The organism is Fibrobacterota bacterium (assembly GCA_019509785.1).
Classification (GTDB): Bacteria; Fibrobacterota; Fibrobacteria; order UBA11236; family UBA11236; genus Chersky-265.
Map to the genome: position 1 here is coordinate 43,226 of JAEKLQ010000033.1, position 20,701 is coordinate 63,926.

Genomic DNA, 20,701 nt, shown 5'->3' on the forward strand with positions numbered 1-20,701 from the left:
CGGGGATGCCGATGAGCCGTAGCGAGACCCCCAGGGAGCATGCCATTCCTAGCTGCCCTACACACTGTATAGACAATCATTGTCAATACAAAGTCTATACCGCCCCTTCCCAGGGTCCTCTCCCCTCCTCGCCTCCCGGAGCCGGCCGCACCGCCAAGCCCGCCAGGGCCGGGACGAATTGGCCCAGGCAGGTTTGCAGAAAGGCCGCCGCCACCGCCGCTTCCGCTCCCACGCCTTCCCGCGCCAGCAGCAGCATGGCCAAGCCCTCGCGCACTCCCAGTCCCGCGAAGGTGACCTGGAAGGAATTGGCCAAGGTCACCATCGCCATGATCCCGGCCAATCGCCAGGGAGCCGGGGCGGCCGGGACCAGAAAGGCCATCAAGAGGGCCATTTGCACCCAATCGAAAGCGAAGGCCGCGAAGGAAACCGCCCAAGCCCGGCGCCAGTCCCGCCCCGCGACCGTCTCGCCCGCCGCCAAGCCCTGCGCCACCGCGTCCCGCGCGCCCCGCAGCCGGGGTAACCGGGAAGCGACCCTGCCCGCCAGGCGCAACCAGGCCCGCACCGGCGAAAACAATGCCGCCGCCACCGCCCCGAACGCGAGACCCAAGGCCCCGAAATGCAGCGCCCAGCCCAGGCAAGCCCAAACCAGCACCGCCAGGAAATCGAGCCAATTGTCGATCAGTACCAGGCCGGGAACCCGCCAGCCGCGGGCCTCCGCTTGGGGCAGATAGAATCCCCGCGACAACTCCCCAAGGCGCCCAGGCGTGATCAGGCCCAAGGACAGGGCCCCCGCATAGCTCCGCAACGCCTGCCCATAGGTGATATCCGGTAGCAGGCCGCGAGCGAGCAGCCGCCATTTGAGCCCGCGCAGGGCCAACGCCGGCGCCGTGCATAGTCCGGCCAGCGCGAAGAAACCCCAACGCGGATGCAGCGCGGCGAGATCGATACGCGGGCGCGACCGCAGATACCAGAAAATGAATCCGAAGGTAAGGAGGGTCAGGAGCAGGCGGGCCCAGGCCCTGGGCCGGGCCACGCGATCAGCCCAAAGCCTTGACGATGGCCTCGCCCATGCCCTTGGTCCCCACCGTACCCATCATGGTTCCCGTGGGACCGGGCACCGCGATGTCCAGGGTACGTACGCCCCCGTCGATGGCCTTGGCCACCGCCGCCTCGATGCTGCGAGCGGCCGCATCCTCGTTGAAGGCGTAGCGCAACATCAGGGCGGCCGAAAGGATCTGGGCCACGGGATTGGCGATGCCCTTGCCCGCGATATCCGGGGCCGAACCCCCGGCGGGTTCGAACAGGCCGAATCCCGATTCGGAAAGGCTCGCCGAGGCCAACAGCCCCATCGACCCCGTGATCATGGCGCATTCGTCCGAAAGGATGTCGCCGAACATGTTGCCGCACAGCATCACGTCGAATTGGTGCGGCCACTTGACCAACTGCATGGCCGCGTTATCGACGTACATGTGGTTCAGCTTCACGTCCGGATATTGCTTCGCGACTTCCGTCACGACTTCCCGCCAAAAGACCATGCTGGTCAGCACGTTGGCCTTGTCGATGGACGTCACCTGCTTGCGCCGCAGGCGCGCGGCCTGGAAGGCCTTATGCGCGATGCGCTCGATCTCGGCGCGGGTGTATTCCTTGGTGTCCCAGGCGCGCTCCTCCGGTCCCGAGCCTTCGCGGCCCTTGCTGCCCGGCCGTTTGGAGAAATAGATGCCGCCCGTCAGCTCGCGGATGCACAGGATATCGAACCCCTCGCCCACGATGTCCGGGCGCAGGGGGCAGGCGGCGGCCAAGGCCTTGTACACCTTCGCCGGCCGCAGGTTGCAGAACAGCTTGAAATGCTTGCGCAACGGCAACAGCGCCGCCCGCTCAGGCTGCTTCTCGGGCGGAAGCGACTCCCACTTGGGCCCGCCCACCGATCCGAACAGGATGGCCTGGCTTTCCTCGCAGGCCTTCAAGGTCGCGGCCGGCAAAGCCTCGCCGTGCTTGTCGATGGCGCATCCGCCCACGTCGGCATACTTGTATTCGAATCCGAAGCCATGCTTGCGGCCCGCCGCATCCAGCACCTTCAAGGATTCCGCCATCACTTCCGGGCCAATGCCGTCGCCCGCCAATACCGCGATCTTATAGGTTTTCATGGAGGGCAAATATAACCCTGCCCCGCGCGACCCTACAAATCGGGAGGGGGAAGCCTCCCCCTCGCTCCAGCCTCCTCGGGCGCTCACCCGTTAGTCGCGTAGGGCCCTGCGGTGGCTTCCGCTACCCCCGCTGCGGGGGCTCCGCCCCGCAACGCCCCGGCGTGCCATAACCCATTGCATTAACGGAAAGCGGGCGGCCGCGGGCTTCATTCCGCGAAAACGATTTCCCCGGCCCGCTCCATCCTCGCCTTGCCGTTGGCATCCCGCTCCGAGAGATAAAGGACGGTTTGTTCTACCGTCGATTCGAATTTGGCGATGAAGTCCAGGAATCCATCCCGATTGAGATCGCCGCAATACAAGATGGCCGGGGGATTTTGTTCGTTGGCGAACTCGGTTCTCGAGGAGGCCTGCGCATCCTGGCCTCGCCGGAATATCCAATGCCATAGCTGCGGATTGGCCGAGTCCCGCAGCAGGGGGTAGGCGACGGTATCTTTTCCCAGGTAATAGGCGTTCAAAGCCGAATCAAACTTCGCGCGCGGGATCTTCCCTGGATTGATCCCGGGCAGGTCCCTGAACGCCAGGCCGCCGCAGGTATCCGCTTTCGGCCTGTTCAGGATCAGTTCATAGCTTACCGATAGATCGCTTTCCGAGGCCGATTCGAACGCATCGCCCTCGGATTTCAGGAAGAACAGGTACCGCTGTCTCACGCGATCCGCGCAGTAATCAAGGACGTTCCAGATTCCGGATTTCACGCGATGCCCGGGCAGGTAAGAGACAGGAGGCCCTTCGGAAACGGGGAAGATCTTGCCGGAATCGATGTCCGCGTAATGATTGTCGAGAGCGTAGATATCGAACGAGTCGATGGGGATGCTGCCGAAATCTTTCCGGGTCCGGATCACGGTCCGGGTTTTCGGCGTAGGCCTTTGATTGTCATGGATGTCCCGGCTTACCATACCATCCTTGTGCAGAATCCAGGATTTCAGGGAGTCGGCATAGCGGAAGGTGGTTATCCTTTTCCAATCCATCGTCGTTGTCGATCCGGATTGCTCCAAGGAAAAGAATCCTTGCTTGATGACCGTTCCCGAATAGGGGTCTAGCAACCCCGTGCCGCAAGCTCCGCACAGCACGGCGCTCCGGTTCACGAAGGCCTGCGCATAAAGCCCCCCGCCCGCTCCCAATAAACCCGCGATGGGACGGGGCTCGACCGAGTCCGCATCCGCGCTTTCCGGGCCGGCCTTCTTCGTGAAGACGAGGATCAGATCGGAAAGGGAATCCCGGTTCAAATCGCCGCGGATGGAATCCTTCAATACGAAGCCTTGGCGGGAAAAGACCTCGACAAAGGCTTCCACCCTAGCCGGACCTAGCGGCGAAGGCGGATGCCCATCGGCCCCGGCCTCCCCTTTCGAGAAGGAAATGAAAACGGCAATCGCCAACCCGGTGATCCGGGCATTGCCCGCGGATAATACCCGGGGAAAGGGTCGGAACATTCGCAAAGCTGTCCTTCCGAAAACGCAGCGTGAAAACGTACATTACTTTTCCGCCCGTTATATGGCCGGCTGAGACCAGCCAAACCGAACGCATCGCTCCCTGGAGGACCCACATGAAACGGTCAACGCCCCTCGCTTCCGGCACCCTCTTCTGCGCCCTCATGATCTGCGCCGCCCATGCCGGCGTCACCATCACCCAGCTCATGAAGCAACTCGATGGCGACAAGCCGCCCATGACCAACCTGATCCACCTCGAAGGCGACAAGGCCCGCATCGACATGGGCCAGAACCCCTCCAACTACGTGGTCTACCGCGGCGACAAGAACGCGTTCTGGATGATCGATACCCAGAAAAAAACCTGCACCGTCATGACCGAGAAGGATCTCGAAGCCATGCACGCGAAGAAGGACGCCATCATGGCGAAGTTGCGGGAGCAAATGAAAAGCCTGCCTCCGGAACGGCAGAAGATGATGGAAGAGATGATGGCGAAGATGGCGTCGGGCGGCGCCCAGGCTCCGCGGATCACCTATCGGAAAATCGGCGATGGCGGCAAGGTGGAGGGTTGGTCCACGGAGAAATACGAAGGCTACCGGGACAGCGCCAAGGTTTCGGAGCTATGGACGGCGGCGCCCAAAAGCATCGGCTTGCAGGAAGCGGATGTGAAAGTCGTCACGGACATGGCGAAGTTTTTCCAGAAGTTCGCCAAGGGCATGCCGGATCTGATCGGCAACAAGGAAAATGGCCTGGAGGGCGTGCCCGTGAAGTCCATCGGCTATAAGGACGGCAAGCCTACATGGGAAAGCGACCTGAAGAGCGTGAAGAAGGAAAGCCTGGACGCCTCCCTGTTCGAGATGCCCGCGGGCTTCACCGAAAACAAAATGGAGAAGATGGGGAAGCCGGAGTAACGGGCCGGGCCTATTTGATCAAGGCCTGCAATTCCTTGAACTCAGGAGTACCGGCCTCCCGCAACCACTCGAAAACCGCCATCTCGGTGCTGATCCGCTCCACCCCATGCCGGGACATCCGCTCCAGGGCCGCCTGCCTGTCCGCGGCCTTACGCGACGATACCGCATCCTCCACCACGTAGACGGAATAGCCGGAAGCGGCGAGCTCCAGGGCCGTTTGCAGCACGCATACGTGGGCCTCGATCCCGGCCACAACCACTTGCTTGCGGCGGGTCGAATCCATGGCTTCCCGGAAAGGTTCGCAAGCCGCGGAACTGAAGCACATCTTCGCAAGGTAAGCCTGCGAGTCCGGTAGCCAGCGTTTGATTTCAGGAACGGTGGGACCCAAAGCCTTGGGATATTGCTCGGTGGCCAGCACCGGCACCCCCAAACGCAAAGCCGCCCGGGCCAGGATCTCGATCCGCCGGATCACGTCGTCGAGCCCGGAAATGCTCGGGCGGAATTTTTCCTGAATATCGATCAAGGCCAGTACGGAATCGCCGGATCGCAAAAGGGAATCGGGGTTTCTCATAGGGAGGCCTCCAGGGGAGCAAAATAGAAAGGCCCGCCGGATCGCGCCGGCGGGCCTGGAACCGAGGGCCGCCGGCGTTGCCGCCGGGCCGTTTTTCAAACCCCGGAAGTCCTTTCGGACTTCGGGACGTTTCCCGGAACCTCGGGAAGGTTTTCAAACCTCTTTGGACTCGATCCACTTCATGTTCTTGCGCAGCTTGCGGCCCACCACTTCGAGCGGATGCTGCTTTTCCTTGGCTTCCCAGGCGCGGAAATTCTTTCCGCCGCTTTGCAGTTCGGTCAAGAAGGTCTTGGCGAACTTGCCGTTCTGGATTTCCTTCAGGACCTTCTTCATCTCCACCTTGGTCTTGGCGGTGATGATGCGCGGGCCGGTGACCATGTCGCCGAACTCGGCGGTGTTCGATACCGAGTAACGCATATAACTGAGGCCGCCCTGGTAGAACAAGTCCACGATCAGCTTCACTTCGTGCATGCACTCGAAATAAGCCAACTCCTCCGGATAACCCGCCTCGATCAAAGTCTCGAAGCCGGCCTTGACCAGCGCCGACAGGCCGCCGCACAAAACGCTCTGCTCGCCGAACAAATCGGTCTCGGTCTCGTCCTTGAAAGTGGTCTCGATGGCGCCGGCCTTGAGGCCGCCCACGCCGCGGGCATGGGCCAGGGCGATTTGCCGGGCGGTGCCGGTGGCATCCTGCTGGATGGCGATGAGGCAAGGCACACCGCCGCCCTTGGTGAACTCGCTGCGGACCAGATGGCCCGGGCCCTTGGGCGCGATCATGATCACGTTCACGTCCTTCGGGGGCTTGATGATGCCGAAGTGGATGTTGAAGCCATGGGACCAAACCAGAGTCTTGCCGGGCTTCAGGTTGGGCAGGATGTCGGCTTCGTACACCGCCTTCTGCACTTCGTCCGGCAGCAGGATCTGGATGATATCGGCCTGGGCGGCGGCCTCGGCGGCGGACACGGGCTTGAAGCCATGCTTGACGGCGAGCTTGTAATTGGGCGAACCCTTGCGCTGGCCGATGATGACCTTGACCCCGCTATCGCGCAGGTTCTGGGCCTGGGCATGTCCCTGGCTGCCGTAGCCGATCACGGCCACGGTCTTGCCCTTGAGGGGCGCCATCGACCCGTCCTTCATGGTGTACACTTTCAACGCCATCGCTTCGTCCTTTCCTGGCCCGACCCGAGATGGGGCGGCCCGTTTTCCCGTATCCTGAAAATCAGGGCGGGAATTTAGCAAAAAGGCGAAATTACCGGGAGGGACCCGAACCGCGCCCAGGTAAATTGAGCTTAAGTTCATAATACACCGCCTCGGAACGGGCGGCGCCGGATCGCCGAATCAAGGAGATTGAGCCCATGGGAAAAGACGCGACGCTTCGTGCCTGCCTGGCTGCCATCGCCTTTAGCGCGGCCTGGACTCCTCCCGCAAGGGCCTGTTGCGAAGGCCCGGACGGCCATTCCCTGGTCGGCTTCGGGCCGCGGGGCGAAGCCGTGGTTCAGGAAGGCTTGCTGGACCTGATGGTGGAAAGGACGTCGAACGCCGGTCCGGCCGGCGCTTCCGCATCCCTCAAGGTCCTTTCCCGGCGCCCGGTGGATACCGCCATCTTCTTCAATGACGGCATCGAACCTCGCGACAGCGTGGTCGCGAGCGTTTCTTACGACGGCAGCGGCATCCCCGATTCTTTTATCGATAGCACCTCGGGCGTCAGGCTGACCGCCGGCGATACGCTGCGGAATAGGATCGTTTTGCGGGTCACGATGAAAGGGCACCCCGCTGTCTGGATGTACCGCCCGGAATGCCGTATCCTGTCCACGGACCCCGCCCCCTTCCCCATCGCAGATGCCTTGTCTTCTCTCGGTCGCTACCTGGATACGGCTTGGGCGATCAACGGACAACCCAGGGGAATCGTGAAGGCGAAGCTGGGACCGGTCTTCACTACATCCATCGGTGGACCGGACGTTTCCTATACGGCGATGCCGACCGCCGATGCCTGGATCATCCGGTATACGTCGGGCAGCGGGGATTGCCCGGCAGGCTGCATAAACCACCAGAATACCTACTATCAGGTGACCCCCCTGGGAACCGTCTCGCTGACGAACGCGGACGCTCTCTTCGGCGGCGGCTGTACCCCTTTGTCCACCGTCGGTGCCCGTCCCCGCAAGTCCGTCTTAGGCCCGACATCCCGCTTCACTCCCGAGGGCCGGAAAATCCGGCGTTCTTCCCCGCCGCGCTCGGCGGCCTGGATCGAAGCGCCGCGGCCATAGTCCGCTGAACTCGTTCAAGGCAGGAAACGCCCGCGCTCCGAAGGCTTCGGCATGCGGCAGGTCTCGCGCTTCCCGAACCAACGGTAGCGGTTGCGCGCGACGAAATCATAAACGGTATCCCGGATGATACGCGGTATCCAAAGCAAAGGCACGGCCAGCCGCCATACGCCTCCTAAGCCCGCGATCACCCGTAGCGCCGCGTCCGACTTCCGGAACCAGCGCCCACGGTCCCAGAGCAAAAAGCTCCGCAGCGGATCGGAATCCCCCTGCGCGGGCGGGGGCCCGGGCGGCTGCGCTTCCATCGCCCGCATCGCCGTGGCCGTCTCGCCTTGCAAGGCCGCGATCCGGAATCGGCCCCGCCCATCGCGGGCCGCCACGAAATCGGCGAAACCGTTGCACAGGGCGCATACGCCATCGAAAAAAAGGATGGGATGTTCGTCGGGACCGATGCGCGGCTCGGGCATGTACCCAAGGTAGATCTTGTCCCTCCCCCCGGCACCCGCCCCATCGCGATCGCGATGTTGCAGGCGGCCATATTGACGTATGAACACTTTTATTGCTTCCTTTTTAGTCCCACGATCAAAGGATGTATAGAGTGAGGTTCGTAATACCCTTTCCGGCTCTTATCTGCGCTATCGCATTCACTTCCGCAAACGCCCAAACCGACTCGACGGACATGCGGAACCAGCGGAAGTGGGCCATCAGCGCCGAAATCGGGATGAACAGCCTGAGCAGCCTCGTGGGCCCGGTGGGGACCTATTATGCGATGCCGAGTTTGGCGATTGACCTCGGAGCCGGCCTCAGTTCCTCCGGGCTACGGCCCGGCCTGCGCGCGCGTTACCTGTTCACCCCCAAGGACAAGACCTCCTTCTACGGCGGGCTGGGATTGAAGTACGGTTTGGGATCGGGCAACCAGGAAGTCAAGGTCCAGGATTCGGATACCAAGGCCGATTTGAAGCTGGAGACCAAACCGACCACCTTCCTGGATTTCATGCTCGGAGTGGAATTCCTCGCCAACAACGGGTTCCTGGTTATCTCCAATCTCGGCTATTCGCAATTGCTTTCCGATAAGCCATATGAAATCACCGAAGGCGTCGCCAGCGATAAAGGCAAAAAGGTCCTAGACACCGTATTCGGCAGCGGTCTCATGCTTTCCGTATCCCTGGGAAAAGCTTTCTAACCGACCACCCGGGTCATTCCTTTCTTTCCCTTTATTCCCTTTCGCCCAATGGGCGGAGTTGGTCCGCGAATCGCGGGCGGAGACGGGCTGGGCGGGGCGCGGGGAGGCGAATCGAGGCGGAGCGCGTCACGGGAATCGGTAACGGGCCGATAAAAGCGAAAGCCCGCGCTCTTCAAATGCGCGGGCGACCTGATTCCCGGGACACGCGTAGACCTCGCCCATAGGCCAGCCTCGTCTGAGCCTCCCCGCGCCCACGTACAGCCCGGGACCAACCCCGAGCTTCGCGGCCCAACCCCCCGATTTATATCTTGTTCCCCATGTTCGAACAGCTTTCCGACAAACTCGAAGGCGTCTTCAAGCGCTTGCGGGGCCAGGCCCAGCTAACCGAAGAAAACGTGACCGAGACCCTGCGCGAAGTCCGCGTAGTACTCCTCGCCGCCGACGTCAATTTCAAGACTGCCAAGGATTTCATCAACTCGGTGAAGGAAAAGGCCATGGGGGCCGAGGTCCTCAATTCGCTTTCCCCCGGCCAGGTGATGGTGAAAATCCTCCACGACGAATTGGTCGCCCTGTTAGGGGGCGAATCCGATGAGCCGACTTTCCAGGGCACGCCTCCCGTCACCATCCTGATGATGGGCCTGCAGGGCTCGGGCAAGACCACGGCCTGCGGCAAGCTGGCCTTGCACCTCCGCAACCAGCGTAAGAAGAAACCGTTGCTGGTGGCCTGCGACGTGTATCGCCCCGCCGCCATCGATCAGCTCAAGACCATCGGCAAGTCCCTGGGCATCGCCGTTTACGACGAAGGCCTCGGCGACCCCGTACGGATCGCCGAGAACGGGCGCAAGTTCGCGAAAGACAACGGATACGATCTGGCCATCATCGATACGGCCGGCCGCCTGCAGATCGACGATGAGTTGATGGTGGAACTGGAGCGTATCACCGCCTTGCTCAAGCCGCAGGAGCGCTTCTTCGTGGCCGACGCCATGACCGGACAAGAAGCGGTGAACGTCGCCAAGGCCTTCAACGATCGCCTGGATTTCACCGGCGTCATCCTCACCAAGATGGACGGCGACGCCCGCGGCGGCGCGGCCCTCTCCATCAAGTCGGTCACGGGGAAACCGATCCGTTACGTAGGTACGGGCGAAAAGCCGGACGCGATGGAAGTCTTCCATCCCGACCGCATGGCTTCGCGCATCCTGGGGATGGGCGACGTGCTCACCCTGGTCGAGAAGGCCCAGGCCGTCTACGACGAGAAGCAAGCCAAGGCCCTCGAGAAGAAGTTCAAGCAGAACAAGTTCGATCTAGACGACTTCCTCAACCAATTGCGCCAGGTCAAGAAGATGGGATCCCTCACCGATCTCGTCTCCATGATCCCGGGCATGTCCAAGATGGCGGATGCCAAGGTCGACGACAAGCAATTGACCCGCGTGGAAGCCATCCTCAGCTCGATGAACGTGAAGGAACGGCAAGTCCCCCGCATCATCGACGGCAGCCGGCGCAAGCGCATCGCCAACGGCAGCGGCACGTCCATCCAGGAAGTGAACCAGGTGCTGAAGCAATTCGAGCAGATGCAAAAGATGATGAAGCAATTCTCCGGAATGGCCGGGAAGATGGGCGGCATGCGCCAGATGCAGAAGATGATGCAAAAAGGGCGGATGCCGGGGGCATGAACCTTAAAAACCTGGTACCTCCCCTCGTCGCCGCGGCCTTGATGGGTTGTATCCTCGGGGGGCCGGGCCAATCGGTGCGACAGTCTTCCGCGGATCCGGATCCTTCGGAGCCCCTGACCGTCGCGCCCACCGCTTCCATCCCCTATACGGTCGCGGGGGGATGGCTCGTCGAAAAGATTTCCGCCGACTCCGCCTTTACCTGCTATAAAGGTCCGGTCCGCATGGTGCGCGACACTTTTTCCGAACGCTTCGATTCCCTGCGCATCGATTTGGCCGATAGTCTCCTCACCCTGACCCTGCCATCCCATCCTACCGGCCTGGGGGGAGGCTATGTCCAGCCAGACAAGGTCTTCCGCCTGGCCCGGTTCGGAAAGGGAACGGGCCTGGAAGGGCGCTGGCGCCAGCTTTCCATGCGCTTGGAATCACTGGACTAGGATACGGATACGGCTATGCGCGAGGTGCGCCGATTGGACAATGATTTCGGGGCCTGGTGGGCCTCCCAGGTGATCATCGAATGGGAAATCGCCGGCGGCGTGGTGAAGATCCGCTATTCCGCGCTTTGGTCCAAGCTGATTCGCGACGTTTGGAACCTCGCATCCCCGCGCGCCGCGGATATGCCCACGACTCCGGATTCAGCCCGCTATGATATCGAATTGGAAACCGTGGATGCCAATAGCCTACGGTATCACGGGCTCCGCAACGGGGAATCCGTCACGCTAACCGTGCATGGGTTCGATACCACGAGCTTCTCCAGTTCCACGCCCGCCGTCCATCCCGACTATACCTATCCCGGCCCCAAGGTCCCCGACTGCAGCATGACGGACGCGCGGGATTGGTTCGACCAATTCCGGGAAGCCAACCGGCGGCCGGGGCCATAAGCGCCCCGGCTCCTCGACTATCGATCACTCCCCATCTGCGCGCAAGCCCAACCCCGGTAAGGCCCGGGTCTTTTCCAAGCGAACCGCCTGCAACGCTTCCCCATCCAAGCCGAGCATGCGCAGAAGGGTCGGCGCGATCTGGGTCGTCTGTACCGGGGTCTTGATCCCCGATGGCGCAATCCCTGGTCCCGCGACCAGCAAGGCCACGTGGGTGTCGTTATCCGCGAAGCCGCCGTGCTCGGCCAACTTGGTCGCGCTCAGCTTGCCGTAGATCACCCCGTGCACCGGCACCACCGCGATATCGGGAGCGCGATTGTCCTTGAGGGGATCAGGGAACATCAGCTTGAGGGCGTCGCCGCTTAGCACTTCCTGGATGCCCGCCATGGCCTGATGATCGCGCAGGGCCTTGGCCGCCGCCTCGGTCTTGGATTGATCCGTCAGCCAGATGAGGCCCACGTCGTCTTCCGTGGCTTGGGCCACCAGGCCAGGCTGGATCGCGTTGATCAGGTTCGGGATGATCTTGCTATCCACCATCTGCCGGCGCAAGGGATCGATGGGCGATTGGCCGTGCTTGGCGGAAATGATGATTGCCGTAGAGCGATCCAATCCGTGCATGCGCAACGCGTCGATCATTTTGCCGATGGATTGATCGGTATGCTCCAGCGCATCGGCGAGATTCGCGCTGGGCGTCCCCGCTCCGTCCGCGTAACCATCGACTTTCTGGCCCACGCTCACGGCCTGGAAGTTCATTCCGAACAGGTTCGGGGCGCCTACCCGCTTCTTGCCCGCATGGTCCCAGCCCGCGATCTCGTTCAGGATGGCTTTCACCTTGATATCGTCATAAGTCTCGCAAAGCGACACGCTGCTCGTGAAACCGGCGGCGCTGTTGATCTCCGGCGCGAACAGATCGTCCACGCCGCGCCCCGAAGGCCCGTTCACGATTTCGTAAGAAGGATGCTTGTCCGACCAGGCGGTGCGGCCGCCCGCGGCCTTCACGACTTCGAAAACCGTATTCACGCGCAGGAACTGGTGAGGATAAACCGGCTTCTTGGTGGCGGGATCCAACGGCAAGGCCTTGGGATCGATGCCGCCACCGGCATCCAGGGAATCCATATTGATATCCACGGATTCGTCATAAACCACTTCGGTGCCATGTACGCTGCAGTCCGATCCGGGAGCGCAAAGGTTGCGATCGTAGCTGTCGTCGTAATAGACGCCGGTGGAAATCGGGGAGCCGCCGGTGACCATGGCCAAGAGGCCGGGGTACGAATCGGAAGGCTTGCTCGACGATGCCTCGGTATAGGTCGCGCCCACGGATGACAGCCTGGCCAAGGCCGATCCCGGATGCCCGGCGACGAAGCGAGCAAGATCGAGGGCATGCATACCGTCGACGCTGATGAGAAGCACGTGGCGGACCGGTTCGGCGCGGTCATGCGCATGCGCGCAGGCCAGGCCAAGCCCTAGGGCGAAAAAAAGCTTCGAATTCATGCAGAACCCCTTTTGAATCTGGTTTCCGGAGAGCACTTCGCTTCCAGGGGTTGGAAATTAGAGGAGAAGAGGATCCGACCCCATTACGGGAAGGTTTCCGTTTTATTAACGAGGCGATGGCGGGGAAGCGGCGAAATCCGGCCGTTTGCCATCGATCCTGGGATTGCCTTTGAAAATCCTGGGCTTTCTTCCTAAATTAGACCACCTCAGAAAATACGTGGAGGCCCTTTGTCCGTTGTCATCAGATTGTCCCGCCAGGGGCACCGTCATCGTCCCTTCTTCCGCATTGCGGTGGCCGATCAACGCAAGGCCGCCACGGGAAAGTTCCTGCAGCATATCGGCTACTATGATCCCGCCGCCAATCCGCCGACCCTGAAGATCGACGAGCCCAGCGCCATCAAGTGGATGCAGGTAGGCGCCCAGCCTTCGGACACCGTGCGGTCCCTGTTCCATCATCAGGGGATCATGGACAAGTTCGCCAAGATCAAGGGCGGCAAGGCCAGCATCGAATCCGCGAGCAAGGGAATCAGCTGGAAGCCGAAGAAGCCCAAGCTCCATAAGAAGAAGAAGGAAGCTCTCGCCAAGGAGAAGGAAGCCGCCGCCAAGGCCGCTCCGGCTGCGCCCGCCGCAGAAGCTCCGGCCGCCTGAACCCTTACTTCCTCACCTAGGAAAGTTCCCGAGGCCGGCGGTTAAACCGGCCCTTTTGTTATCTACCCCTTATGTCCCAGAAGCCCCCCACCCCGGAAGACCTCGTCCTCGTCGGCTACACCCAAAAGCCCTATGGCCTCTTGGGCGAGATGAAGGTGCGTCCGACCAGTTTCGATTTCGATCGCCATGCGTCCTTATCGAAGGTGTATTTCCGCAAGCGGGAGGGCGCCGAAATCCTGGAATTGGAAATCCGCGGGACCCGCGGGGACGGCGAGTTCTGGTATCTGAAATTCAACGGCATGCGCACACCGGAAGCGATCGCCCACTTGAGCGGGGGCCAATTGCTCATCCCGGATACCGAACGCCTGGAGCTCCCCGCCGACATGATCTACGTCTCCGACGTCCCGGGGATGCAGGTCATCGACGAGACCGGGGCCGTGGTGGGCTCGGTGGTGGAGGTGCTGGAGCAGGGCGCCAGCGAGCTATTGGTGATCGGAACCGGGATGAAGGATATCCACATCCCCTGGAACGATCATTTCGTGAAAGGCATCGATAAGGCCGAGCGCAAGGTGCGCGTGGACCTTTCGGCCCTGCGGGGCCTGTTATGAGGATCGATGTCCTCACCCTGTTCCCGGAAATGTTCGCGTCCCTGGACGCCAGCATCCCGGGGCGGGCCCGTAAGGCGGGGGTCCTGGAGCTCAAATGCCATTCCCTTAGGGACTTCGCCATAAACAAGTACGGACAGGTCGATGACGTGCCCTTCGGCGGGGAAGCCGGCATGGTGCTACGGCCGGAACCCCTGAAAAAGGGGTTGGAGCACGTTTCCACGCTTTTGGGACGGAAACCGCATGTCTTGCACATGAGCGCCCAGGGACGGATTTTTACCCAGGATAGGGCCAAGGAATTGGCCAAAACCGAGAATCTTCTTATAATTTGCGGGCACTACAAAGGCGTCGACCAACGGTTCGTGGATGCCTATGTGGATGAAGAACTTAGCATCGGCGACTACGTGGTATCGGGGGGTGAACTTCCCGCCATGGTGGTCATTGATGCGATCGCCCGGCTTCTGCCCGGCGTGCTTGGGGACGTGGCTTCGGCCGAAACCGATTCTTTCTTCCTGCCCCATCGCCTGGGTTGGCCGGTTTACACCCGGCCGCAGGATTTCGAAGGACGGTTGGTGCCGGAAGCGTTGGTTTCGGGGCATCATGAAAATATCCGGAAGTGGCGCATCAAGGCCAGCCTGGAACTGACTCGCCGGAACCGCCCGGATCTCTTCCGCTCGGCCCAGCTGACGGATGAAGAGAAAAAGATACTGGGGACTTCTCCCGCCTGATCGGCGGAGACGCCCCGAAGACTTAGACGAAAGGACTTGAACATGCATTCCACGGTAGCCGCCATCCATCATGCCAACCTGAAGACCGACGTGCCGGAATTCCGCGCGGGCGACACCGTGAGCGTCGACTTCAAGGTTATCGAAGGCGCCAAAGAGCGCATCCAGACCTTCACCGGCGTAGTGATCCAACGCCGCGGGTCCGGGATCTCCGAAACCTTCACGGTCCGCAAGATCTCCAACAACATCCCGGTCGAGCGCATTTTCCCGCTCAACTCACCGCGCATCGCCTCCATCAAGGTGAATCGCCTGGGCAAGGTCCGCCGCGCCCGCATTTTCTACATGCGCGATCTGCAGGGCAAAGCCGCCCGTATCAAGGAGCGCGAGGCCAAGGCCGTGGCCGCGCCGGCTTCCGCCCCCGCCGCTCCAGCAGCGGCCGCCGCGCCGAAGTCCTCCAAGGTCAAGGCCGCCAAAGCCGCCAAGGCCAAGGCCGAAGCGACCGCCTAGCCGATGGTCCGCCCTGCCTAATCGCGGCTCGATCGCGATTAGGCGCGGGGGCGACCCCTTTCGATTGATCCCGTCCACCATGGCTGCCGCATTTCCTGCGGCCCGCATAGGGCGCCCCGCCCGCGCTCTTCCGACTTCCCCGCACTGACGACTTTTCGGTAAGACTATCCCTGGAGCCCCGCGGGTAATCCGCGTTCGAGGTCATGCGCGCAACAAGCGCAAAGGACCCAAGCCCCGGGGATTTTTGCAAGAGTTGTCATCGTTATCACAATCCAAAGTTATCTTTTGTCGATGGTTTTTACAGTGGCGCGGAAAGCCTTCGATCGCGTTCTCCTATGGGGGACATCGGCCGGCATGGAACCGCGTCGCGCCAAGCGGATCCGGCTCGCGAACCGGATCGCCGCCACCTGCGCGGCCGCGGCGTTGCTCTACGCGGCGGTGTATCCCTTCTTCCAGGCCTGGGAGATGGGATTGGTTTCGCTGGCGGCCGCTTGCCTGTTCTCCGCGGTGCCTTGGCTCAATCGACGCGGCCACGCCTGGTTCGCCCGCTTCCTGCTTTCCCAACTCGGCAACCTTTGCATCCTCTTGGCCACCTTGGCCCTGGGCCGCAAGGCAGGCTTGCATTTCTTCTTCATGCCCATCGCCTGGCTGTCGCTCATCCTCTTCGATTGGGAAGAACGCAAATCCATGATCGCCGGCGTCGGCATCAACGCCCTATTGCTGCTGGGCTTGGAGGCTTTCGCGCCCGAGCGCGGCCTCTCGGTGCCCTTGGACGCGCAGCATACCCGGTACTTCCACTTCTTCGTGGTGCTCACCGCGCAAGCCTTGCAGATCCTGATCGTGCTGCATTTTTTCCTGGCCAACCGGCGCACCGAGACCGCCCTGGCCGAGGCCGGCGAAGCCGCCAAAGCCGCCGACAAGGCCAAGAGCCAGTTCCTCGCCAATATGAGCCACGAGATCCGCACGCCCTTGAACGGGATCCTCGGCATGTCGAGCCTGCTGCTGAAGACCGAGCTGCGCGATGACCAACGCGATCTGCTGGCGGCCGTGCAATCGGCGGGGCTGGATCTGATGGCCATCATCGGCGAGATCCTGGATCTCTCCAAGATCGAGGCCGGCAAGATGCGGTTGGAGCGCGTGCCTTTCGCGATCGGCCCGTTGGTGGATTCGGTGACGCGGCCTTTCGAGCACGAGGCCCGCCGCAAAGGCCTGCGCTTCATGGTGGAGATGGAACGCGGCCTGCCCGAACGCCTGCTGGGCGACCCGGTGCGGCTTAAGCAAGTGCTGAACAACCTGCTCTCCAACGCCGTCAAGTTCACCGAATCCGGATCGGTGGCGCTGACGATCCGGCGCGGGACCGTATCCGGGGAGCCCACGGACGCCTTCCCTCTCGCATGCGAGGTGACCGACAGCGGTATCGGCATCGGCCCGGAGTCTCAAGAGCGGCTTTTCCAATCCTTCTCCCAGGCGGAGCAATCGCCCGCGCGCCGCCACGGCGGCACCGGCTTGGGCCTGTTCATCTGCAAGCAAATCGCAGAGATGATGGGAGGCGATATCGGGTACCGATCCGAATTGGGGCGAGGCAGCGTCTTCAGCTTCCAAGCGCCCTTTCCCGTCGTATGGGAAAAGGACGCGCGCGAGGCCGTGCCCCTGGCGCCTTCGGATGAAAGGCCCTACCGTAGCGGGCCGTCGGCGCGTTTACTTATCGTCGAGGATCATCCCCTCAACCAGAAAGTGCTGGCCGGCTTCCTGGCCCAAGCGGGCTATCGGGCCGAGTGCGTTCCGGGAGGCAAGGAAGCCTTGGAAAAGTACGCGGCGCGCCCTTTCGATCTCATCTTCATGGATTGCCATATGCCGGGCATGGACGGATACGCGTGCACTCGCGCGTTGCGTTCCCTGGCTGCCGCGGGCAAGCAACCGATCATCCTGGGGGTCACCGCCGATGCGATGCCGGGTACGCGCGAGCGCTGCTTGGAAGCCGGCATGGACGAGGTACTGACCAAGCCCATCCTCTCCGAAGCGCTCAACCGGGCCCTTTCGCGTTGGCTTGGGCCTTCGCGCCAGGCGCCGGAGCGGCCGATCCGGGGGGCCGCCGCATCCCCGCTGCCATCGCAGTGGGTCGACGTACGGCATCTGCGCGAGATGGACGAATGGATCCGTACCTATGATCCGGGATTCTGGCCGAGGGCGGAGGATCAGTTCAGGGCATCGGCGGAACGCCTGATCGGCGCCCTGCGGGAGGCCTTCGCCGCGGGCCGCGCGCGCGAAGCGGCCGAATCGGCGCATTCCCTGAAGGGGATCTGCTTGATGATGGGGCTGAGCCGGATCGGGGATGTCTGCAAACGCCTGGAAGCTTTGGCCGTCCAGGGCGCTAATGCGGACTGGGAGAGCCTGCTGGCCGAGCTGGAAACCGCGCTCGAGCCCTCCTTGGAAGAGTTGCGCAGGCAAGTCGGCCAGGTTTAGCGAACTCCCGCTTATTTCACCATGCGTTTCCCCGTCCCTTACGCGCTTTCGGCCGCATTCCACGCGGGAGCGGACGCGTCCTTCGATCCCCGCAGGGCCAAGCGCATCATCCTGAGCAACCAGATTTCCTTGTCCATCGCCGCCTTGAGCCTGCCGTTCATCTTGATCTACCTGGCTTCGGGCGAGGGACTGATGGGTTGGCTGGAAATCCCCATTTTCCTGGGCTACGCATCGGTGCATCGCTTCAACCGCGCCGGCCGTACCTGGTTCGCGCGCTTCTTCCTCATAACCCTGGCCAACCTGGATGTCCTCGGCTATTCGCTTTCGATGGGCACAGAAACCGGCCAGCACCTGTTCTTCCTGCTGGCGGGCTGGACCCCGTTGGTGCTCTTCGAATGGGAAGAACGCAAGTCCATCATTTACGGGATCACACTAAGCTCGGCGCTGCTGCTCGCCACCGAGGCGCTGGCGCCCGCGCGCGGATTGCTGGCACCCGTTCCCTTGTCCGATCTGCGGCAATTGCGGTTGACGGAGATGTTCACCCTGCAAGCCGTAGAGATATTGCTCATCTTCTATTTCTTCCGCGGGAACCGGGCAACCGAACTGGCCCTGGCGCTGGCCGGCGCGGCCGCCCGATCGGCGGACGAGGCGAAGAGCCGCTTCCTGACCCGCATGAGCGGCGCCATCCGCGCCCCCTTGGAGGAAATCCTCGGCGTTTCCCACCTCTTGATCAAATCGGGAGCGGGTCCCGAACGTCGTTCGACGTTGGAGGACATCCAGGCGGCCGCCGGCGATCTGCTAGCCATCGTGGACGAATTGGTGGACCTGTCGCGCATAGAAGCCGGCAAGATGCGCCTGGAACCCGCGCCCTTCTCCCCCCTCCGGTTAGGCCATCAGGTGCTTCGTCCATTCGAGATCGAGGCCGCCCGCAAGGGCTTGGCCCTCTCCCTGCAACCTGATCCGGCCCTGCCCCCGCGCCTATCGGGGGATGCGGCGCGCCTCAAGCAGGTGCTGCGCAATCTGGTCGGGAACGCTTGCAAGTTCACCGAAGCCGGCGAGGTGATCCTCCGCTTAGGGTATCGGCCGGCCGGCCTCTCCGGGAGCCCGTCCCTGATCTGCGAAGTCGCGGATACCGGCATCGGCATCCCGGAAAACGTCCGCGCCCGACTTTTCGAACCCTTCGCCCAAGGCGACGCCTCGACCTCGCGGCAATACGGGGGAACCGGGCTGGGATTGTTCATCTGCAAGCAGATCGTCGATCTGATGGGTGGCGCGATAAGCTTTTCCTCCGGCGCCGCGGGCGGCACGGTATTCCGGTTCCACGTCCCCTTGCCGATGGTGGCCCCCGACCCTTTAGAGGAAAAGGAGCCCGCCGCCGAGTCCAAAGCCGCCGAGGCTTCGATGTCCGCGGCTCAAGCCCCTGCGGCCCTGCATGTCGCGGTACAGAGCCGCATGGAGCGCGGTCCCAAAGGCGCCCCCGAGCCCCTATTCGGAGAGACGCCTTCCGGGGGATTGCGCGCCGGATCCGGATCGCCGGAAAAGCCCTTGCCTGCTTCGGTCCCGTCCTTGAGGGTGCTGGTGGTCGACGACCATCCCATGAACAGGAAACTGCTGGTCCAGTTCCTTGCCGGTTACGGTATCACGCCGGATACGGCCGGTTCGGGGCAGGAGACCCTGGACGCCTGCGCGGCCAAGGCCTACCATGTGGTCTTCCTGGATTGCCATATGCCGGGGATGGACGGCTACGCCTGCGCCCGGAACCTGAACGAAAAGCCGCCGCCGGGGGGACGGCCCATCCTGATAGGGGTGACGGCGGAAGCGCCGGAAAGCGCCTTGCGGCGCTGCCTGGAAGCGGGGATGGACGATTTGCTGCCCAAACCCATCCTGGAAGGGCGGTTGCGGGCTTTAGTGGCGGCGTGCGCGACGCCCAGGTGAATGGAGCTACGCTACCGGCTTTGAGGCCTCAGGGCAATCCCGCCGCGATGCGCACGAAGTTGCGCTTCCCGCACTTGAGGAGATGCGTTCCGGAGACGACCGCTTTCGCTTTAGGGTCGATCACCTTCGCCTCGTCGAAGGAAACGCCGCCGTTCTCGATCATCCTCCGCGCCTCGCCGTTGCTCTTGGCCAACCCGGCCTTCACGATCAACTCGGGGATCCAATGTTCGCCGGCAGGAACCGTGAGCGACGCGATGTCTTCGGGCAGGGCTTCGCCCGCATGGATCTTGCGTTCCTGAGCGGCCGCTTTCTCCGCCGCATCGGGACCATGATATTGGGCCACGATGTCCCGCGCCAACTCGTCCTTAAGGACATTGGGATTCAGTTTACCCGCGCGCATGTCCTCTACCTTGGCTTGTACGGTTTCCAGCGGCGCATCGGTCAGCAATTGGAAATAGCTTTCGATCAGGGAATCGGGCAGGGCGTACAGCTTATGGTACATGGCCTGGGGCGGCTCGCTCACGCCTACGTAATTGCCCAGGCTCTTGCTCATCTTCTCCTTGCCGTCCGTGCCCAGCAGGATGGGCATGAACAGGCCCACCTGCGGCTCCTTGCCCAAACCGCGCTGCAGCTCGCGCCCGCGCAGCACGTTGAACTTCTGGTCCATGCCGCCCAGCTCCACGTCGGCATCGATCATCACCGAATCGTAGGCCTGCATCATGGGGTAAAGGAACTCGTGCAGGCTGATGGGCTGATGGTTGCGATAGCGGTTCTGGAAGTCTTCCCGTTCCAGCATCTGCGCCACCGTGATCTGCGACATGAGCTTGGTGACGCCGGTGAAGTCGAGCTTGGAGAACCATTCCCCGTTGTAGACAACCTTGGTCCGGGCGGGATCGACGATCTTGAAGAACTGCTGCTTATAGGTCTCGGCGTTCTTGAGGACTTCCTCATGCGTGAGGATGGGACGCGTCTTGTTCTTGCCGGAGGGATCGCCCACGGTGGCGGTGTAATCGCCCACGATGAGGATGACGCGATGGCCCAGGTCCTGGAACTGGCGCAGCTTGCGCATGACCACGGTGAAGCCGAGGTGGATGTCCGGCGCGGTGGGATCGACGCCGAGCTTGATGTTTAGGGGCGTGCCCTTGGCGAGTTTTTTCCTGAGATCATCTTCCTCGATGATCTCCAGGACCCCGCGGGTGATGAGTTTCCAGGCGTCGGTATCCGGCATGGC

20 protein-coding genes are annotated in these 20,701 nt (G+C 62.3%); 12 read left to right on the top strand and 8 right to left on the bottom strand.

What is annotated here, in order from left to right; all coding sequences use genetic code 11:
• Positions 1-94 precede the first annotated feature (94 nt).
• The 3 genes from JF616_08790 to JF616_08800 form a co-directional block, all read right to left on the bottom strand.
• A complete protein-coding gene (locus tag JF616_08790; GenBank protein ID MBW8887837.1) occupies positions 95-1,033 on the bottom strand; it encodes a flippase-like domain-containing protein in 939 nt (312 codons plus the stop codon).
• Between the two features lie 4 nt (positions 1,034-1,037).
• On the bottom strand, positions 1,038-2,144 hold the full coding sequence (gene leuB / locus JF616_08795; GenBank protein ID MBW8887838.1) for a 3-isopropylmalate dehydrogenase: 1,107 nt from the start codon (positions 2,142-2,144) through the stop codon (positions 1,038-1,040).
• A 206-nt stretch (positions 2,145-2,350) separates the two neighbouring features.
• A complete protein-coding gene (locus JF616_08800) occupies positions 2,351-3,577 on the bottom strand; it encodes a hypothetical protein (GenBank protein MBW8887839.1) in 1,227 nt (408 codons plus the stop codon).
• 167 nt (positions 3,578-3,744) lie between these two features.
• On the opposite strand from JF616_08800, the gene JF616_08805 reads away from it, so the two are divergent.
• Complete coding sequence (locus JF616_08805) at positions 3,745-4,536, top strand: DUF4412 domain-containing protein (protein MBW8887840.1); 792 nt, start codon at positions 3,745-3,747, stop codon at positions 4,534-4,536.
• A gap of 10 nt (positions 4,537-4,546) precedes the next feature.
• On the opposite strand, the gene JF616_08810 is transcribed toward JF616_08805, so the two are convergent.
• Together JF616_08810 and ilvC are read right to left on the bottom strand one after the other, a co-directional pair.
• Positions 4,547-5,107, bottom strand: a complete 561-nt coding sequence (locus JF616_08810; protein MBW8887841.1) for a hydrolase — start codon at positions 5,105-5,107, stop codon at positions 4,547-4,549.
• 153 nt (positions 5,108-5,260) lie between these two features.
• Positions 5,261-6,265, bottom strand: a complete 1,005-nt coding sequence (gene ilvC / locus JF616_08815; protein ID MBW8887842.1) for a ketol-acid reductoisomerase — start codon at positions 6,263-6,265, stop codon at positions 5,261-5,263.
• 197 nt (positions 6,266-6,462) lie between these two features.
• Here ilvC and JF616_08820 point away from each other — a divergent pair, with 197 nt between their 5' ends.
• Positions 6,463-7,371 (top strand): hypothetical protein, encoded by a 909-nt coding sequence (locus tag JF616_08820; GenBank protein ID MBW8887843.1) that lies wholly within the window; start codon positions 6,463-6,465, stop codon positions 7,369-7,371.
• A gap of 14 nt (positions 7,372-7,385) precedes the next feature.
• Here JF616_08820 and JF616_08825 read toward each other — a convergent pair whose 3' ends face one another.
• Positions 7,386-7,835 (bottom strand): DUF393 domain-containing protein, encoded by a 450-nt coding sequence (locus tag JF616_08825; protein MBW8887844.1) that lies wholly within the window; start codon positions 7,833-7,835, stop codon positions 7,386-7,388.
• 131 nt (positions 7,836-7,966) lie between these two features.
• Between JF616_08825 and JF616_08830 the strand changes: the two genes are divergently transcribed.
• The 4 genes from JF616_08830 (at position 7,967) to JF616_08845 (ending at position 11,099) form a co-directional block, all read left to right on the top strand.
• The gene (locus tag JF616_08830; protein ID MBW8887845.1) at positions 7,967-8,551 is read left to right on the top strand and encodes a hypothetical protein; all 585 of its coding nucleotides are present in this window, start codon (positions 7,967-7,969) and stop codon (positions 8,549-8,551) included.
• 317 nt (positions 8,552-8,868) lie between these two features.
• Positions 8,869-10,221, top strand: a complete 1,353-nt coding sequence (ffh, locus tag JF616_08835) for a signal recognition particle protein (protein ID MBW8887846.1) — start codon at positions 8,869-8,871, stop codon at positions 10,219-10,221.
• A complete protein-coding gene (locus JF616_08840) occupies positions 10,218-10,655 on the top strand; it encodes a hypothetical protein (protein MBW8887847.1) in 438 nt (145 codons plus the stop codon). The genes ffh and JF616_08840 overlap by 4 nt, the downstream gene beginning before the upstream one ends.
• 15 nt (positions 10,656-10,670) lie before the next feature.
• On the top strand, positions 10,671-11,099 hold the full coding sequence (locus JF616_08845) for a hypothetical protein (protein MBW8887848.1): 429 nt from the start codon (positions 10,671-10,673) through the stop codon (positions 11,097-11,099).
• A 24-nt stretch (positions 11,100-11,123) separates the two neighbouring features.
• Here the strand turns inward: JF616_08845 and JF616_08850 are convergent, their stop codons facing one another.
• On the bottom strand, positions 11,124-12,587 hold the full coding sequence (locus JF616_08850; protein MBW8887849.1) for an alkaline phosphatase family protein: 1,464 nt from the start codon (positions 12,585-12,587) through the stop codon (positions 11,124-11,126).
• Positions 12,588-12,815: 228 nt separating this feature from the next.
• Between JF616_08850 and rpsP the strand changes: the two genes are divergently transcribed.
• From rpsP to JF616_08880, 6 genes are all read left to right on the top strand, one after another.
• Positions 12,816-13,235 carry a 30S ribosomal protein S16 gene (rpsP, locus tag JF616_08855; protein MBW8887850.1) on the top strand — a complete coding sequence of 140 codons (420 nt, stop codon included), beginning with the start codon at positions 12,816-12,818 and terminating at the stop codon, positions 13,233-13,235.
• Between the two features lie 71 nt (positions 13,236-13,306).
• Positions 13,307-13,843, top strand: a complete 537-nt coding sequence (rimM, locus tag JF616_08860) for a 16S rRNA processing protein RimM (protein ID MBW8887851.1) — start codon at positions 13,307-13,309, stop codon at positions 13,841-13,843.
• On the top strand, positions 13,840-14,568 hold the full coding sequence (trmD, locus tag JF616_08865) for a tRNA (guanosine(37)-N1)-methyltransferase TrmD (GenBank protein MBW8887852.1): 729 nt from the start codon (positions 13,840-13,842) through the stop codon (positions 14,566-14,568). The genes rimM and trmD overlap by 4 nt, the downstream gene beginning before the upstream one ends.
• A gap of 36 nt (positions 14,569-14,604) precedes the next feature.
• Complete coding sequence (rplS, locus tag JF616_08870; protein ID MBW8887853.1) at positions 14,605-15,072, top strand: 50S ribosomal protein L19; 468 nt, start codon at positions 14,605-14,607, stop codon at positions 15,070-15,072.
• Between the two features lie 354 nt (positions 15,073-15,426).
• Positions 15,427-17,535: a response regulator gene (locus tag JF616_08875; GenBank protein MBW8887854.1), complete on the top strand. Its 2,109-nt coding sequence runs from the start codon at positions 15,427-15,429 to the stop codon at positions 17,533-17,535.
• A gap of 21 nt (positions 17,536-17,556) precedes the next feature.
• Positions 17,557-19,470, top strand: a complete 1,914-nt coding sequence (locus tag JF616_08880) for a response regulator (protein MBW8887855.1) — start codon at positions 17,557-17,559, stop codon at positions 19,468-19,470.
• Positions 19,471-19,498: 28 nt separating this feature from the next.
• Here the strand turns inward: JF616_08880 and JF616_08885 are convergent, their stop codons facing one another.
• On the bottom strand, positions 19,499-20,698 hold the full coding sequence (locus tag JF616_08885; GenBank protein MBW8887856.1) for a tyrosine--tRNA ligase: 1,200 nt from the start codon (positions 20,696-20,698) through the stop codon (positions 19,499-19,501).
• Positions 20,699-20,701 lie beyond the last annotated feature (3 nt).

Coding starts and splice junctions, on each gene's coding strand:
- leuB (MBW8887838.1), bottom strand. CDS start 2,144: ATGAAAACCTATAAGATCGCGGTATTGGCGGGCGACGGCATTGGCCCG.
- JF616_08805 (MBW8887840.1), top strand. CDS start 3,745: ATGAAACGGTCAACGCCCCTCGCTTCCGGCACCCTCTTCTGCGCCCTC.
- JF616_08810 (MBW8887841.1), bottom strand. CDS start 5,107: ATGAGAAACCCCGATTCCCTTTTGCGATCCGGCGATTCCGTACTGGCC.
- ilvC (MBW8887842.1), bottom strand. CDS start 6,265: ATGGCGTTGAAAGTGTACACCATGAAGGACGGGTCGATGGCGCCCCTC.
- JF616_08820 (MBW8887843.1), top strand. CDS start 6,463: ATGGGAAAAGACGCGACGCTTCGTGCCTGCCTGGCTGCCATCGCCTTT.
- JF616_08825 (MBW8887844.1), bottom strand. CDS start 7,835: ATGCCCGAGCCGCGCATCGGTCCCGACGAACATCCCATCCTTTTTTTC.
- ffh (MBW8887846.1), top strand. CDS start 8,869: ATGTTCGAACAGCTTTCCGACAAACTCGAAGGCGTCTTCAAGCGCTTG.
- JF616_08840 (MBW8887847.1), top strand. CDS start 10,218: ATGAACCTTAAAAACCTGGTACCTCCCCTCGTCGCCGCGGCCTTGATG.
- JF616_08845 (MBW8887848.1), top strand. CDS start 10,671: ATGCGCGAGGTGCGCCGATTGGACAATGATTTCGGGGCCTGGTGGGCC.
- JF616_08850 (MBW8887849.1), bottom strand. CDS start 12,587: ATGAATTCGAAGCTTTTTTTCGCCCTAGGGCTTGGCCTGGCCTGCGCG.
- rimM (MBW8887851.1), top strand. CDS start 13,307: ATGTCCCAGAAGCCCCCCACCCCGGAAGACCTCGTCCTCGTCGGCTAC.
- trmD (MBW8887852.1), top strand. CDS start 13,840: ATGAGGATCGATGTCCTCACCCTGTTCCCGGAAATGTTCGCGTCCCTG.
- JF616_08875 (MBW8887854.1), top strand. CDS start 15,427: ATGGAACCGCGTCGCGCCAAGCGGATCCGGCTCGCGAACCGGATCGCC.
- JF616_08880 (MBW8887855.1), top strand. CDS start 17,557: ATGCGTTTCCCCGTCCCTTACGCGCTTTCGGCCGCATTCCACGCGGGA.
- JF616_08885 (MBW8887856.1), bottom strand. CDS start 20,698: ATGCCGGATACCGACGCCTGGAAACTCATCACCCGCGGGGTCCTGGAG.